Below are 15,891 nucleotides of genomic sequence, written 5' to 3'. Positions count from 1 at the left end.
TGGAGTACAAAGGACTCAACGGCCCGCGAGACCAAGGACATCCGCGAGGATCACCTTTAATACGCATTTGGCCCCACGGACCGAGCATGAACACCGGGCACCCACGCGACGTCGACCCGTCGATTACGGGCCAGCCACACCAGGTGACGGGCAAAAGTTCCCGACCTGATGGGCAACATATCGAGGACGCTTGGTAACCCGGTGGACATGCCAGCGGCGGTACGAGTCCTCGTACCGCCGCAACTCATATGAGCCCCCGCGCGGGGCCTTTTTCGTGCCCTACGACTCTCGAGCCGCCCTACGACGCCCCACGCGCGCGTGCGTTACGACGGACCCACACGCGCGTGCGCCCACGCCCGCGTGGGTCACCACGGCCCACACCCGCTCGCGTGCGTTACGCCGCCCCACGCTGCAGCGCCTCGCACACCGCCGTCGACTCGCGTGCGCCGAGCTGGATGGCCTTGCCGCAGTGGGCGATCCAGGCGGCCATGCCCTCGGGGGTGCCGGAGACGTAGCCGTCGAGCGCCGCCAGATAGGCCGCGCGGCCCAGTTCGGCGTGGCCGACCTCCGCCGGGCAGACGGACTTCGGGTCGAGGCCGCTGCCGACCAGGACGATGCGCTCGGCCGCGCGCGCGACGAGGCCATTGCGGGAAGTGAAGGGGCGCAGCGCGAGGATCTCGCCGTGCACGACAGCGGCCGTCACCAGAGCGGGCGCCGATCCGCCGGCGATGATCAGCTCGGACAGGCCTTCCAGACGGCCGTGCACCTCCGCCGCGCTCGGCAGCGGCAGCTCGACCAGCGGCTCGTCGACCGACTCGCCCTCCTGGCGCGGTCGCCCGACCTTGTCGTCCTTGCTCGCCGCCGCCACCAGGTGCAGCCGGGCCAGCACCCGAAGCGGTGACTGCCGCCAGATGGACAGCAGTTGGCCCGCCTCGGCCGTGAGCCGCAGGGCCGCACCCATCACGCGCGCCTCGTCGTCACCGCTGAAGTCGGTACGCCGGCGCACCTCTTCGAGCGCCCAGTCGGCACCCGACAGCGCCCCGGAACCACGGGCGCCGCGCAGGGCCGCCTCGGAGGTGATCTCGTTGCTGCGACGCCGCATGATCCGGTGCCCGTAGACCCGGTCCACGGCCTTGCGCACGGACTCCACGGACTCGGGCACACCGGGCAGTGAACCGAGGGCCGCGAGCGGATCGGCGGTCGCACCTGTCGTACTCATGAGTACGACATTACGCACCCCGGGCCCTCACCCCACGATCGAGTGGCCTTCTTCACGCACATCTGCCACATACAGCTACCGCCCCACTACCCTTCGTGAACATGAAAATTGCTTTCGTCGGGAAGGGCGGCAGCGGCGAGACCACCTTGTCCTCCCTGTTCGTCCGCCACCTCGCCGCCGCAGGCGTGCCGGTCGTCGCCGTCGACGCCGATATCAACCAGCACCTTGGAGCCGCGCTCGGCCTCGACGAGAGGGAGGCCGCCGCGCTGCCCGCGATGGGCGAGCGGCTGCCGCTGATCAAGGACTACCTGCGCGGCTCCAATCCGCGGATCGCCTCCGCCCAGACGATGATCAAGACGACCCCGCCCGGCGAGGGTTCGCGGCTGCTGCGGGTGCGCGAGAACAACCCGGTGTACGACGCCTGCGCCCGGTCGGTGGAACTCGACGGCGGCGCCGTCCGTTTGATGGTCACCGGCGCCTTCACGGACTCCGACCTGGGGGTCGCCTGCTACCACTCCAAGACGGGGGCGGTGGAGCTGTTCCTGAACCATCTGGTGGACGGCCCCGGCGAGTACGTCGTGGTCGACATGACGGCGGGCTCGGACTCCTTCGCCTCCGGCATGTTCACCCGCTTCGACATGACGTTCCTCGTCGCCGAGCCGACCCGGAAGGGGGTCAGCGTCTATCGCCAGTACAAGGAGTACGCCCGCGACTTCGGAGTCGTCCTGAAGGTCGTCGGCAACAAGGTGCAGGGACAGGACGACCTCGACTTCCTCCGCGCCGAGGTCGGGGACGACCTGCTGGTGACCGTCGGGCATTCGGACTGGGTGCGCGCCATGGAGAAGGGCCGCCCACCCCGGTTCGAGCTCCTGGAGGACGCCAACCACCTCGCCCTGCGCCGGCTGCGCACGGCCGTGGATGCGACGTACGAGCTACGGGATTGGGAGCGCTACACGCGCCAGATGGTGCACTTCCATCTGAAGAACGCCCAGTCCTGGGGAAACGAGCGCGCCGGGGCCGACCTGACGGCGCAGATCGACCCCGGGTTCGTGCTCGGTGAGGCACGCGGCGAGAGCGTCCTCGGCTTGCGTGAGGGCAACTCGCCCCTGACTGCTACTGCTTGACCGCCGGCGCCCCGGGCGCCCCCTTCGGAGCCGGGGCGGGCCGCCCCGAGAGGAAGGACGCCCAGCCCTGCTTCGGGGCCTCGCCGACCCCCAGCGTGCGCAGCTTCTTCAGGACCGTCGGGTCCTGGGCGTCCAGCCAGTCGGCGAGCTGCCGGAAGGAGACACAGCGCACGTCGGGTTTGTTGCAGACGGCCTCGACCACATCCTCGACGGCGCGCATGTAGGTGCCGCCGTTCCAGGACTCGAAGTGGTTGCCGATGATCAGGGGCGCTCGGTTGCCGTCGTAGGCCCGGCGGAAGCCCATGAGCAGGCCGTCCCGCATCTGGTCGCCCCAGAAGTCGTACTTGGCGGGGTCGCCCTGGCTCGTGGTGCCCGACTGGTTGACCATGAAGTTGTAGTCCATGGTGAGCTGCTCGTAGGAGTGGCCGGGGAAGGGCACGAGCTGCATCGACAGGTCCCACAGGCCCCCCTTCTTCGCGGGCCAGACCTGATTGTTGACGCCGCTCGAGTCATAGCGGAAGCCCATCTCGCGGGCGGCCTTGACGAAGTTCTTCCGGCCTTCCAGGCAGGGCGTGCGGGCGCCGATGAGTTCCTTGTCGTAGTCGAAGGGCAGGGGGGCCGCGTCCGCCATGCCGGTGTTGGTCTTCCAGGACTTCACGAACCTCTTCGCCTGGGTGATCTCGTCCTTCCACTCCTCGACCGACCATGCGCCGACTCCGCCGCTGCCGCAGAAGTGGCCGTTGAAGTGGGTGCCGATCTCGTTGCCCTCAAGCCACGCCAGACGCAGCTGCTTCACGGTGTCGGCGATGCCCTCCACGTCGTTGAAGCCGATGTCCGAGCGGCCCGGGGAGTGCTGCGGCGGGCGGTACAGGTCGCGCTTGTGGTCCGGCAGCATGTACACACCGCTGAGGAAGTACGTCATCGTCGCGTTGTTCGCCTTGGCGACCCCGCGGAAGTGGGAGAACAGCTTCTGGCCGTCCTCGCCGGCGCCGTCCCAGGAGAACACCACGAACTGCGGGGGCTTCTGACCTGACCTCAGGCGTTCGGGTCTGGGCAGGTGTGGCTGGGCTCCGGTGTACGCGGTGGAACCGTCGCCGATCAGGCGGACCGCGCTTTGGGGCGCGGGCGCCGCCGGCTGCGGCTTCTGCGGTCCGGACGCCCCCTGCCGGATCGGGTCGGTGCCGGTCGAGCAACCGGCGAGCGATACGGCGCAGACCGCGGCGATCGCGGTACCCGCGGCGATCCGGTGCGTCACGACGATCCTGTGTGTCGCAGAAATCCTGCGGGGGGCGGCGAACCTGCGGGTGGCGGCCATGTTCCGTCCACCTTCTTCCTTCTCTCGGGTGCCGACAGCGCCGCCAAGGTCGCACGGGGCCGAGAAGGAATTAGTACGACAAGCCGACTAATTAGCCACTTCATCCTTTGGGGGGATTTATTAGCCCATTTGCCCGGAAAATCTATTCCGGGCCTTTACTCTGCATTACGATCCGTTTACCGACTGTTGATGCATCCCGCCGCTGCATGCCGTGACCACACGGCCGCGACCCGACCCCTCGCCCAGGAGCGAGGGACCACCAGATCCGCGACCGCGCTGCCCCGGAGGAGACGGGAAACATGTCCGCCTGCGTCCCCACCCGCGCCGACGACCCACGTCGACAGAAGCGCATCCACGAGCCCCACAGTCCGCCCCCGAACCGGCCCCGCCGCTTCCGCATCGCGGGCGCCGATGTGTCGGCCTCGATCGCGGTCTTCCTGATCGCGCTCCCCCTGTCCCTGGGCATCGCCCTGGCCACCGGCGCGCCCCTGCAGGCCGGCCTCGTCGCCGCCGCCGTCGGAGGCATCGTCGTCGGATGGCTCGGCGGCTCGCCCCTCCAGGTCAGCGGTCCCGCCGCCGGGCTCACCGTCGTCACCGCCGACCTCATCCATCGCTACGGCTGGCGGACGACCTGCGCCATCACCGTGCTGGCCGGCCTCGCCCAACTGGGCCTGGGCTGCCTGCGCGTCGCCCGCAGCGCCCTCGCCGTCAGCCCCGCCATCGTGCACGGCATGCTCGCCGGCATCGGCGTCACCATCGCCGTGGCGCAGCTGCACATCGTCCTGGGCAGCACCCCGCAGAGCGCCGTCCTCGACAACCTCCGGGCGCTGCCCGCGCAGTTGGCGAACCTGCACCCGGCCGCCGTGTCGGTGAGCGCGCTGACGCTGGCCCTGCTACTGCTCTGGCCTCGCATCCCCGGGCGCGTGGGGCGCCTCCTGCGCAAGGTCCCCGCCGCGCTCGTCGCCGTCACCGGTGCCACCGCCACCGCCTCGCTCGCCGGGCTCACCCTGCCCAAGGTCGACCTGCCGTCCTGGAGCAGCCACGCCTTGGCCGGGCTCCCCGAGGGCTCGGTGCTCGGGCTCGCCGCCGCCGTGCTCACCATCACGTTGGTGTGCAGCGTGCAGTCGCTGCTCGGCGCGGTCGCGGTGGACAAGCTGGTCGCTTCCCGTCCCGATCTGGTCGCCGCCCGGCCCGGTCGCGTCGGCCGCTCCGATCTGGACTGCGAACTGCTCGGACAAGGCGCCGCGAACGTCGTCTCCGGCACGCTCGGCGGACTGCCCGTGGCCGGTGTGGCGGTGCGGAGTTCGGCGAATGTGCAAGCCGGTGCCGTGAGCCGGAACTCCACGATGCTGCACGGCGTTTTCGTAGTAGTCGCCGCGCTGCTGATGGTCCCGATCCTGGAGCTCATCCCGCTCGCCTCGCTCGCCGCCCTGGTGATGGCCGTCGGCATCCAGATGGTGTCCCTGCACCACATCCGCACGGTGACCCGCCACCGAGAGGTGCTGGTGTACGCCGTCACCACCCTCGGCGTGGTGTTCTTCGGCGTCCTGGAGGGCGTGGCGGTGGGGATCGCCATGGCCGTCGCCGTCGCCCTGCACCGCCTCACCCGCACCCGGATCACGCATGAGGAGAAGGAAGGAGTCCATCACGTACATGTACGAGGGCAGCTGACGTTCCTCGCGGTGCCACGGCTCAGCCGGGCCCTGCATCTCGTACCCCAAGGCGCTGACGTCGTCGTGGAGTTGGACGGTTCGTTCATGGACCACGCGGCGTACGAGTCACTGCAGGACTGGCAGAACACACACACCGCGCACGGCGGCTCGGTCGAGCTGATCGGCCGTAGGGCCGGGGTCCGGATCGGCGAGCCGACGGGACCGGTCGGCCTCCATCTCGACGCCGGGAGGAACGCCGCCGAGTCGGCCGACTGCCGGTGCCACCCCTGGACGGCCTGGCGCAACCACCAGTGCGAGATCCCGGAGTCCGTCGCGCCCCAGGACGGACACCCCAGGGAGGCGCAGGCGGCCGGGGCCGGCGACGGCAACGGCGAGAGGGACAGGGCCGGCGACGTGTCCTGCGACACCGACGCCCCCAGTACGGCGGGCGAGCTCGACGCGGTCGGCGAGGCCGGCGGCGCCGACGGGCCCACCCGGTCCGGCCGGCCCGGCGAGAGCAGAGCCGACGGGTCCGGCGGAGTCGAAGGGAGTCGACCGAGCGCACATCAACTGGCACGCGGCATCAGCGCGTTCCAGCGCAACACCGCGCCCCTGGTGCGCAGCGAGCTGGCGCGGCTGGCGCGTGAGGGGCAGCAGCCCTCCCAGCTGTTCCTGACCTGCGCGGACTCACGGCTGGTCACGTCGATGATCACCTCCAGTGGTCCAGGCGACCTGTTCGTGGTGCGCAACGTCGGCAACCTCGTTCCTCCCCCGACTGACGCTGGGAGGTGCCCCCAGCCCGGCCAGGAGAGCGGGGACGACTCGGTGGCGGCGGCGATCGAGTACGCGGTGGACGTGCTGCAGGTGCGGTCCATCACGGTGTGCGGGCACTCCGGGTGCGGGGCCATGCAGGCGCTGCTGAACGCCGAGCCCGGCGGTCCGCAGACCCCGCTCCGGCGGTGGCTGCGGCACGGGCTGCCGAGTCTGGAGCGGATGTCCGACGAGAGCCGGCCGTGGGCCAGACTCGCCGGGCGGGCGCCGGCCGACGCGGTCGAGCAGCTCTGCCTGACCAACGTGGTCCAGCAGTTGGAGCACCTGCGCGCCCACGAGTCGGTGGCCCGAGCCCTGCGGGCGGGGGCGCTGGAGTTGCACGGGATGTACTTCCACGTGGGCGAAGCGCAGGCGTATCTGCTCGCCGAGGGCACCGAGGACGAGGTGTTCGACGACGTGGGGGTGGCGGATCTGTCGGCTTGACGCGGAGAGGTACGCGCGGCCCCGCTCGGTGCGGGGCCGCGCTTCATGTGGAGGGGCCGACGCCCCCGAATCCGAGGAACGGCCTTTCACCTGCCCCGGACCGGAGTGGGATCCGGAATGTGAAAGGGATTACAGAGCTGAACCGCCGCCGTGCGGCGTCCGTGGGAACGGATGACCCCGGTGCCGAAAGAACCTCCGGGCCGCCACGGCCCAACCGCCACCGACAGGTCTAAACCAATTTTCCGTCGACCCTTGTCATCGGGGCCCCGGGTCTGATGAGCTGTGGCCTGGGACACAACGGACACCCTGGGAAAGGGAGATGTCGTGAGCAACGAAAGCCTGGCCAACCTGCTCAAGGAAGAGCGCAGGTTCGCACCCCCCGCCGACCTGGCCGCTGATGCCAACGTCACCGCGGAGGCGTATGAACAGGCCAAGGCTGACAGGCTCGGCTTCTGGGCCGAGCAGGCCCGTCGGCTGACCTGGGCCAAGGAGCCGACGGAGACGCTGGACTGGTCGAACCCGCCGTTCGCGAAGTGGTTCAAGGACGGCGAGCTGAACGTCGCGTACAACTGCGTGGACCGGCATGTGGAGGCCGGGCACGGCGACCGCGTCGCCATCCACTTCGAGGGCGAGCCCGGCGACAGCCGCGCCCTCACCTACGCCGAGCTCAAGGACGAGGTCTCCAAGGCCGCCAACGCCCTACTGGAGCTGGGAGTTCAGAAGGGCGACCGGGTCGCCGTCTACATGCCGATGATCCCCGAGACGGCGGTCGCGATGCTGGCCTGTGCCCGCATCGGCGCCGCGCACTCCGTCGTCTTCGGCGGCTTCTCGGCGGACGCCCTCGCCACCCGTATCCAGGACGCGGACGCCAAGGTCGTCATCACCTCCGACGGCGGCTACCGGCGCGGCAAGCCGTCCGCGCTCAAGCCCGCCGTGGACGAGGCGATCGGCAAGGTGGACAACGTCGAGCACGTGCTCGTCGTACGGCGCACCGGCCAGGACGTCGCCTGGGACGACAGCCGTGACGTCTGGTGGCACGAGATCGTCGAGCGGCAGTCCGCCGAGCACACCCCCGAGGCGTTCCACGCCGAGCAGCCGCTGTTCATCCTCTACACGTCCGGTACGACGGGTAAGCCGAAGGGCATCCTGCACACCTCCGGCGGCTACCTCACCCAGGCCGCCTACACCCACCACGCCGTCTTCGACCTCAAGCCGGAGACGGACGTCTACTGGTGCACCGCCGACGTCGGCTGGGTCACCGGCCACTCGTACATCGTGTACGGGCCGCTGGCGAACGGCGCGACGCAGGTCATGTACGAGGGCACGCCGGACACCCCGCACCAGGGCCGGTTCTGGGAGATCGTGCAGAAGTACGGGGTGACGATCCTGTACACGGCGCCGACCGCCATTCGTACGTTCATGAAGTGGGGCGACGACATCCCCGCGAAGTTCGACCTCAGCAGCCTGCGGGTGCTGGGTTCCGTGGGTGAGCCGATCAACCCCGAGGCGTGGATCTGGTACCGCAAGCACATCGGCGCCGACCGGACGCCGATCGTGGACACCTGGTGGCAGACCGAGACCGGCGCGATGATGATCTCCCCGCTGCCGGGCGTCACCGCGACCAAGCCGGGTTCCGCACAGACGCCGCTGCCCGGCATCGCCGCGACCGTCGTCGACGACGAGGCGAACGAGGTGCCCAACGGCGGTGGCGGCTACCTGGTGCTGACCGAGCCGTGGCCGTCGATGCTGCGCACCATCTGGGGCGACGACCAGCGGTTCCTCGACACGTATTGGTCGCGCTTCGAGGGCAAGTACTTCGCCGGTGACGGGGCGAAGAAGGACGACGACGGGGACATCTGGCTGCTGGGCCGCGTCGACGACGTCATGCTCGTGTCGGGGCACAACATCTCCACCACGGAGGTCGAGTCCGCCCTGGTCTCCCACCCGTCGGTCGCGGAGGCGGCCGTGGTCGGCGCCGCCGACGAGACCACCGGGCAGGCCATCGTCGCCTTCGTCATCCTGCGCGGTACGGCGAACGCGGAGGACGAGGGCCTCGTCAACGCACTGCGCGACCACGTCGGCGCCACCCTCGGCCCGATCGCCAAGCCCAAGCGGATTCTGCCGGTGGCCGAGCTGCCCAAGACCCGCTCCGGCAAGATCATGCGCCGTCTGCTGCGGGACGTCGCCGAGAACCGCCAGCTCGGTGATGTGACGACGCTGACCGACTCGACGGTCATGGACCTCATCCAGGCCAAGCTCCCCGCCGCACCCAGCGAGGACTGAGCCCGGCCGAGACTGAGTCGGCCATCGAGGGGCACTCGGCGACAAGCGCGCCGGGTGCCCCTCGTGTACGTACGGTGGAGCTCGACGGATGCACTCCGGCGCACCCTTAGATAAACTAAGCAAAACAATCTCAACCTCAGGTGCGCCGGGAAGTCTGGTCGGCATGTGCTCTGTCCTGCCCACCGACCGGAGGTCCCCCTCGTGGCCGCGCCCCGCACCCCCACCCCCGTCCGCAAGGTCTTCGGACGGCTGTCCCTCCCCGAGCGGAACTTCGTCGCGGAGGCGCTGCGCACCGAGACCGTCGGTGGTGTGCTGCTGCTCGTCGCCGCGATCACCGCGCTGCTGTGGGCGAACGTCCCCGTACTGCACGACAGCTACGAGAGCGTCGGCCACTTCCACCTCGGCCCCGAGGCCCTCGGCCTGAACCTGTCCATCGAGCACTGGGCCGCCGACGGGCTCCTCGCGATCTTCTTCTTCGTCGCCGGGATCGAGCTCAAGCGTGAGCTGGTCGCCGGCGATCTCAAGGACCCCAAGGCGGCCGCACTGCCGGTCGTCGCCGCCTTGTGCGGGATGGCGGTGCCCGCGCTGGTCTACACGTTGACCAACGTCACCGGCGGCGGCTCGCTGCAGGGCTGGGCCGTGCCCACGGCCACCGACATCGCCTTCGCGCTCGCCGTGCTCGCCGTCATCGGCACCTCCCTGCCGCACGCGCTGCGCGCCTTCCTGCTCACGCTCGCCGTCGTCGACGACCTGTTCGCGATCCTGATCATCGCGGTCTTCTTCACCGACCAGATCAACTTCGCCGCGCTCGGCGGCGCCGTCGTCGGCCTGGCCGTCTTCTGGCTGCTGCTGCGCAAGGGCGTACGCGGGTGGTACGTGTACGTCCCGCTCGCCCTCGTGATCTGGGGGCTGATGTACAACAGCGGCGTCCACGCCACCATCGCCGGCGTGGCGATGGGTCTGATGCTGCGCTGCACCCGGCACGAGGACGAGCCGCACTCCCCCGGTGAGCACATCGAGCATCTCGTACGCCCCCTGTCCGCCGGCCTGGCCGTGCCGCTGTTCGCGCTGTTCAGCGCCGGTGTGACCATCTCCGGCGGAGCACTCGGCGATGTGTTCACCCAGCCGGAGACGCTCGGGGTCGTGCTCGGGCTGGTCGTCGGCAAGACGCTCGGCATCTTCGGCGGTACATGGCTGACGGCACGATTCACCAGGGCCTCGCTCAGCGACGACCTGGAGTGGGCGGACGTGTTCGCCGTCGCGACCCTCGCCGGCATCGGCTTCACCGTCTCGCTGCTCATCGGCGAACTCGCCTTCGAGGGCGACGCCGCGATGACCGACGAGATCAAGGCCGCCGTACTCCTCGGCTCCCTCACCGCGGCGATCCTGGCGACGGTGCTGCTGAAGATACGGAACGCCAAGTACCGCAGGATGGTCGAGGCCGAGGAGCGCGACGAGGACGCGGACGGCATTCCGGACATCTACGAGCAGGACACGCCGGAGTACCACCTGCGCATGGCCGCCATCCACGAGCGCAAGGCCGCCGAACACCGCCGTATCGCCGAGGAGCAGGCCGCCGTACGCCACGCGCTTGCCGAAGTGGCGGGCGGGGCAAGCGAGGAGGAGCACCGTCGGGCATGATCTGACGGGACGGTACAAAAGACGGAACCGTACGCAGTCAGGCAGAAGACGGAACCGTAACTACGAGGGAGATCGCGATGAGCGCACCCGACGGCAGCCCGGTCGGCGCCGAACGCAGCATCGGCCAGCTGTTCGCCTCGGCGACGACCGAGATGTCGGCGCTGGTGCACGACGAGATCGCACTGGCGAAAGCGCAGCTCAAGCAGGACGTCAAGCGCGGCGCGACGAGCGGCGGCGCATTCACGCTGGCCGGTGCGGTGCTGGTGTTCTCCCTGCCGATGCTGAACTTCGCCCTGGCGTACGGTATTCGGACCTGGAGCGACTGGAACCTCGCGATCTGCTTCCTGCTGTCCTTCGCCGCGAACGTCCTGGTCGCCGCGGTCCTCGCGCTGATCGGCGTCGTCTTCGCGAAGAAGGCCAAGAAGAGCAAGGGTCCGCAGAAGGTCGCCGCCTCGGTGAAGGAGACGGCGGGCGTCCTGCAGAACGCCAAGCCGCACCCGCGTCCGGCCCCGGCGACGACGCCGGAGCTGGAGGACCGGGCGCCCGCGGCCATCGAGGCTGTGGCACGCTCATCGTCATGACCGATCCCGCCACCCCTTCGGCGCAACCCGCCTCAGTCGTACGACTGGACGTCCCCGGCGGGAAAGAGGTGACGCACCGGGACGTGGCCGCCAACGGTGCGCGCTTCCACATCGCGGAGATGGGCGACGGCCCGCTGGTGCTGCTGCTGCACGGCTTCCCGCAGTTCTGGTGGACCTGGCGGCACCAGCTCGTCGACCTCGCCGACGCCGGCTTCAGGGCCGTCGCCATGGACCTCAGGGGCGTCGGCGGCAGCGACCGTACGCCGCGCGGTTACGACCCGGCCAACCTCGCCCTCGACATCACCGGTGTGATCCGCTCGCTCGGCGAGCCCGACGCCGCGCTGGTCGGGCACGACCTGGGCGGATACCTGGCGTGGACGGCTGCCGTGATGCGCCCCAAGCTCGTACGGCGGCTCGCGGTCGCGTCCATGCCACACCCCCGGCGCTGGCGCTCGGCGATGCTCTCGGACGTCAAGCAGACGAGTGCGAGTTCCTACATCTGGGGGTTCCAGCGGCCCTGGATTCCCGAGCGGCAGCTGACGGCCGACGACGGTGCGCTCGTCGCCCGGCTGATCCGGGACTGGTCGGGCCCGCGCCTGCCGGACGACGAGGCGGTGGAGACGTACCGCCGCGCGATCTGCATCCCGTCGACGGCGCACTGCTCCATCGAGCCGTACCGCTGGATGGTGCGCTCGCTGGCCCGCCCCGACGGCATCCAGTTCAACCGGCGCATGAAGCGACCGGTGCGCGTGCCGACGCTGCATCTGCACGGCTCCCTCGACCCCGTCATGCGCACGCGCAGCGCGGCCGGTTCGGGCGAGTACGTCGAAGCGCCGTACCGCTGGCGGCTGTTCGACGGGCTGGGGCACTTCCCCCACGAGGAAGACCCGGTCGCATTCTCGACCGAACTGATCAATTGGCTGAAAGACCCCGAACCCGATCGGTGACCACGCCGATGCGCCCGGTATCCGGAACTGAACACGTGTCCTACGAACAGCCAATTGCCCGGCGCATAGGCCAATTGGGGGCCCTGGAGGCGGTTATCGACCTTGGGGCAGGGGCAGACGTCGGGGTATGGGCTGGACGCACGACTACAGTGACGCAGCACGCAATCGCCGCTCGGCCAATGGGCTGAGCCCCCACCAGCGAGGCAGCACCCCGCAGATGCAGGGCGCAGACCTCCGGGTGGGCATTCCGCGCATTCTGCGCCGCCGGGCCCGCTGGGTCTCGGTACGCCTGCGCCACCCGCGCGGCTGACCCAGGCACTGTCGTTTGGATCATCCCGGCGTCGCGGGCCCTGGCACGCACAGGTCGGTCCACAGGAACCGCACCTCACAGCCGGCCCGATCCAAACGACAGGGCCTCGACCGACCGTCAGAGCGCGCAGCTGTCGCTGTCCACCTGCTGGTTGGCGGTACGGCCCTTGACGATGTCCTCCTGGATCTCGTCCGCCGTGAGCGCGTAGCCGGTGTCCGCGTCGTCGAGGGACTTCGCGAAGACCACGCCGTACACCTTGCCGTCGGGCGTGAGGAGCGGGCCGCCGGAGTTGCCCTGGCGGACGGTCGCGTACAGCGAGTAGACATCACGGTGCACGGTGCCCCGGTGATAGATGTCCGGACCGTTGGCCGGCAGGCGCCCGCGCACCCGCGCGGAACGCACGTCGTACGACCCGTTCTCCGGGAAGCCCGCGATGATCGCGCTGTCGCCGCTCTCGGCGTCGGTGGCCGTGAACTGCAGAGCGGGCGCCTTCATGTCCGGCACGTCGAGCACGGCGATGTCGCGCTCCCAGTCGTAGAGGACGACCGTCGCGTCGTACCGCTTGCCCTCACCGCCTATCTGGACGGTGGGTTCGTCGACGCCGCCGACCACATGCGCGTTGGTCATGACACGGCGGTCCGCGAAGACGAAGCCGGTGCCCTCCAGGACCTTGCCGCAACTCGTCGCCGTGCCCATCACCTTGACGATGGAGCGCTGGGCGCGGGTGGCCACCGGGCTGCCCGCCAGAGCCGGGTCGGGCGGCGCGACCTCCTTGATCGGCTCGTTGGCGAACGGGCTGAAGACCTGGGGGAAGCCGTTCTGCGCGAGGACCGAGGTGTAGTCCTTGAACCAGGTGTCGGCCTGGTCGGGCAGCGCCTCGGAGACGCCCAGCAGCACCTTGGAGCTGCGGACCTCCTTGCCCATCCCCGGCAGTGTGGTCTGCCCGAGGGCGGAGCCGATCAGCCAGGCCACCAGGAGCATGGCGACGACGTTGACGAGGGCGCCGCCGGTGGCGTCCAGGGCGCGGGCCGGGGACCAGGTGATGTACCGGCGCAGCTTGTTGCCGAGGTGGGTGGTCAGAGCCTGGCCGACGGAGGCGCAGATGATGATGACGACGACCGCGACAACGGCAGCGGTCGTGCTCACCTCCGCGTTGTCGGTCAGCGTGTTCCAGATGACCGGAAGGAGGTACACGGCCACGAGGCCGCCGCCGAGGAAGCCGATCACCGAGAGGATGCCGACGACGAAACCCTGGCGATAGCCCACGATCGCGAACCACACGGCGGCGACCAGCAACAGGATGTCCACCACGTTCACTGCTTCAGGCCTCGCCTCGTCACTTTCCGATCACCACAGGACGGCCGGGGGGACCGAGGGCCGGAGCGCCCCGGGCAACACAGCACGGCAGACACCCTGTCATGACCGCCAATCGAGCGGGACCTGCTTCTCCCGGTCCCAGGGCCGCTCCCAGCCCGAGAAATGGAGCAGACGGTCGATGATTCCGGCCGTGAAACCCCAGACCAGGGCCGATTCGACCAGAAATGCCGGACCTCGGTGGCCGCTGGGGTGGACGGTCGTGGCGCGGTTGTCCGGATTCGTGAGATCCGCCACGGGAACGGTGAAGACGCGTGCCGTCTCGTTCGGATCGACGACGTCGACCGGGCTCGGCTCGCGCCACCAGCCCAGCACGGGCGTGACGACGAAGCCGCTGACCGGGATGTAGAGCTTGGGCAGCACGCCGAAGAGCTGGACGCCGCCGGGGTCGAGCCCGGTCTCCTCCTCGGCCTCGCGCAGCGCGGCCCGCAGCGGCCCGTCGGCCTTCGGGTCACCGTCCTCGGGGTCGAGGGCGCCGCCCGGGAAGGAGGGCTGGCCGGCGTGCGAACGCAGCGAGCTGGCCCGCTCCATGAGCAGCAGCTCGGGCCCTTGGTCGCCCTCGCCGAAGAGGATCAGTACGGCGGACTGGCGCCCCGCGCCGCTCTTCGGCGGCAGGAACCGGCTCAGCTGCAACGGCTCGACCGTCTCCACGACCCGCACCACCGGATCCAGCCAGGCCGGCAGCCCTTCCTTGCTCAGCACCACCGGCCCGTCCTGCGTACCGCTCGCGCGCGTCATCGCCACCCCCGTCGTCCTGCCGATTCCAACGCCCGAGGGCACCGAGATCGTTCCGCCCGGGCCGTATGACCGCACACCCGACGCCACCCGGCCCGTCCCGCGCCGGCCGTACGACCGTGTCGCGGCGCCCCTGCCGCTTCGGTCCGCACCGTCATCCGGCCCCCAGCGGCGGGGCCGGCCTGCCGCCCGCGTCCAGGTAGGACTGCGGGGGCTTGAGGCGTTGGCCGGGGAAGCCGCCCTTCTCGTACTTGAGGAGCTTCTTCGCCTTCTCGGGGTCCGTCTCGCCCTCGCCGTACGCCGGACAGAGCGGCGCGATGGGGCAGGCGCCGCACGCGGGCTTGCGGGCGTGGCAGATACGGCGGCCGTGCCAGATCACGTGGTGCGACAGGTCCGTCCAGTCGCTCTTGGGGAACAGCGCGCCGATCTCGGCCTCGATCTTGTCCGGGTCCGTCTGCTCGGTCCACTGCCAGCGCCGCACCAGCCGCTGGAAGTGCGTGTCCACGGTGATGCCGGGGTGGCCGAAGGCGTTGCCGAGGACGACGAAGGCCGTCTTGCGGCCGACGCCGGGCAGCTTGACCAGGTCCTCCAGCCGGCCCGGGACCTCGCCGCCGTGGTTCTCCACCAGCGACTTCGACAGGCCCATCACCGACTTGGTCTTGGCCCGGAAGAAACCGCACGGACGGAGGATCTCCTCGACCTCCTCGGGATTGGCGGCGGCCAGATCCTCGGGGGTGGGGTACTTGCCGAAGAGCGCGGGGGTCGTCTGGTTGACGCGCAGGTCGGTGGTCTGGGCGGACAGAACCGTGGCGACCAGGAGCTGGAAGGGGTTGTCGAAGTCCAGCTCGGGGTGGGCGTACGGGAAGACCTCGGCGAGCTCGCGGTTGATACGGCGGGCTCGGCGCACGAGGGCGGTACGGGACTCGGCCGTGGAGGGCTTCGGGGTGACGGTTCTGACGGGGGAGGCGCCCTTTACCGCGGCGGTGGCCTTTATGGGGGCAATGGCGGGTTTCTTGGTGATCGCCTTCTTCGTGGTCACCTTCTTCGTGGCCACCTTCTTCGCAATCGCCGTCGCCTTCTTGGCGGTCGCCGTTTTCTTGGCGGTCGCCGTTTTCTTGACGGCCGCCGTCCTCTTCGCAGGCGCGGCCTTCTTCGCAGTCGCCGTCTTCTTCACCGCCGCTTTCTCGCCACTCGCCGACGCCGCACCCGGCGCCCCTTTCGCCGCTTTTGCCGTTTTCCTTCCGCCACCGGGGTTCTGTTCGCCCACAGCGGAATCGCGACGTACAACCACCCGCCCAGCCCCCTTGGCCTGTGCTCTCACCGGCGATTTGGACACCCGGCCAGCCTAAAGCCCGGCACCGACATCCGCCCCGGACCCTGAAGATCGGCCCCCAATTGGACCCCTGCCGCGTACCCCGGGACACCTGTGCGGCATCCTTGTGACAGATCACACTGT

The 15,891-nt window shown here is 69.8% G+C and carries 12 protein-coding genes; 7 read left to right on the top strand and 5 right to left on the bottom strand.

The window, feature by feature from the left end:
• Positions 1 to 394: 394 nt before the first annotated feature.
• Positions 395 to 1,219: an oxidoreductase gene (locus tag ACTMVF_RS03325; protein ID WP_441269405.1), complete on the bottom strand. Its 825-nt coding sequence runs from the start codon at positions 1,217 to 1,219 to the stop codon at positions 395 to 397.
• A 101-nt stretch (positions 1,220 to 1,320) separates the two neighbouring features.
• On the opposite strand from ACTMVF_RS03325, the gene ACTMVF_RS03320 reads away from it, so the two are divergent.
• The gene (locus ACTMVF_RS03320; RefSeq protein ID WP_441269404.1) at positions 1,321 to 2,343 is read left to right on the top strand and encodes an ATP-binding protein; all 1,023 of its coding nucleotides are present in this window, start codon (positions 1,321 to 1,323) and stop codon (positions 2,341 to 2,343) included.
• Here the strand turns inward: ACTMVF_RS03320 and ACTMVF_RS03315 are convergent.
• Positions 2,333 to 3,604 carry a polysaccharide deacetylase family protein gene (locus tag ACTMVF_RS03315; RefSeq protein WP_441269546.1) on the bottom strand — a complete coding sequence of 424 codons (1,272 nt, stop codon included), beginning with the start codon at positions 3,602 to 3,604 and terminating at the stop codon, positions 2,333 to 2,335. The two genes, ACTMVF_RS03320 and ACTMVF_RS03315, sit on opposite strands and share 11 nt — an antisense overlap.
• Positions 3,605 to 3,957: 353 nt before the next feature.
• On the opposite strand from ACTMVF_RS03315, the gene ACTMVF_RS03310 reads away from it, so the two are divergent.
• From ACTMVF_RS03310 to ACTMVF_RS03285, 6 genes are all read left to right on the top strand, one after another.
• A complete protein-coding gene (locus ACTMVF_RS03310) occupies positions 3,958 to 6,564 on the top strand; it encodes a bifunctional SulP family inorganic anion transporter/carbonic anhydrase (protein WP_441269403.1) in 2,607 nt (868 codons plus the stop codon).
• A 324-nt stretch (positions 6,565 to 6,888) separates the two neighbouring features.
• Entirely contained in the window at positions 6,889 to 8,847 is a 1,959-nt protein-coding gene (gene acs / locus ACTMVF_RS03305) for an acetate--CoA ligase (protein ID WP_441269402.1), read from the top strand.
• 201 nt (positions 8,848 to 9,048) lie between these two features.
• Positions 9,049 to 10,488, top strand: a complete 1,440-nt coding sequence (gene nhaA, locus ACTMVF_RS03300; protein ID WP_441269401.1) for a Na+/H+ antiporter NhaA — start codon at positions 9,049 to 9,051, stop codon at positions 10,486 to 10,488.
• Positions 10,489 to 10,565: 77 nt separating this feature from the next.
• Positions 10,566 to 11,069: a phage holin family protein gene (locus tag ACTMVF_RS03295; protein WP_441269400.1), complete on the top strand. Its 504-nt coding sequence runs from the start codon at positions 10,566 to 10,568 to the stop codon at positions 11,067 to 11,069.
• The gene (locus tag ACTMVF_RS03290; protein WP_441269399.1) at positions 11,066 to 12,016 is read left to right on the top strand and encodes an alpha/beta fold hydrolase; all 951 of its coding nucleotides are present in this window, start codon (positions 11,066 to 11,068) and stop codon (positions 12,014 to 12,016) included. The genes ACTMVF_RS03295 and ACTMVF_RS03290 overlap by 4 nt, the downstream gene beginning before the upstream one ends.
• 127 nt (positions 12,017 to 12,143) lie before the next feature.
• A complete protein-coding gene (locus ACTMVF_RS03285) occupies positions 12,144 to 12,326 on the top strand; it encodes a hypothetical protein (RefSeq protein WP_441269398.1) in 183 nt (60 codons plus the stop codon).
• Between the two features lie 117 nt (positions 12,327 to 12,443).
• Here ACTMVF_RS03285 and ACTMVF_RS03280 read toward each other — a convergent pair whose 3' ends face one another.
• The 3 genes from ACTMVF_RS03280 to nth all read right to left on the bottom strand — a co-directional run bounded on the left by ACTMVF_RS03280 (position 12,444) and on the right by nth (position 15,609).
• Positions 12,444 to 13,643, bottom strand: coding sequence for a MarP family serine protease (locus ACTMVF_RS03280; protein WP_441269397.1), 1,200 nt, complete (start codon positions 13,641 to 13,643; stop codon positions 12,444 to 12,446).
• Between the two features lie 99 nt (positions 13,644 to 13,742).
• On the bottom strand, positions 13,743 to 14,438 hold the full coding sequence (locus tag ACTMVF_RS03275; protein WP_441269396.1) for an NUDIX hydrolase: 696 nt from the start codon (positions 14,436 to 14,438) through the stop codon (positions 13,743 to 13,745).
• Positions 14,439 to 14,589: 151 nt separating this feature from the next.
• Positions 14,590 to 15,609 (bottom strand): endonuclease III, encoded by a 1,020-nt coding sequence (gene nth, locus ACTMVF_RS03270; RefSeq protein WP_441269395.1) that lies wholly within the window; start codon positions 15,607 to 15,609, stop codon positions 14,590 to 14,592.
• Positions 15,610 to 15,891 lie beyond the last annotated feature (282 nt).

Origin of the sequence: Streptomyces sp. SD31, assembly GCF_052068475.1 — a bacterium.
In the GTDB taxonomy this organism is placed as follows: Bacteria; Actinomycetota; Actinomycetes; order Streptomycetales; family Streptomycetaceae; genus Streptomyces.
This window is presented reverse-complemented; position numbering and strand designations above follow the sequence as displayed.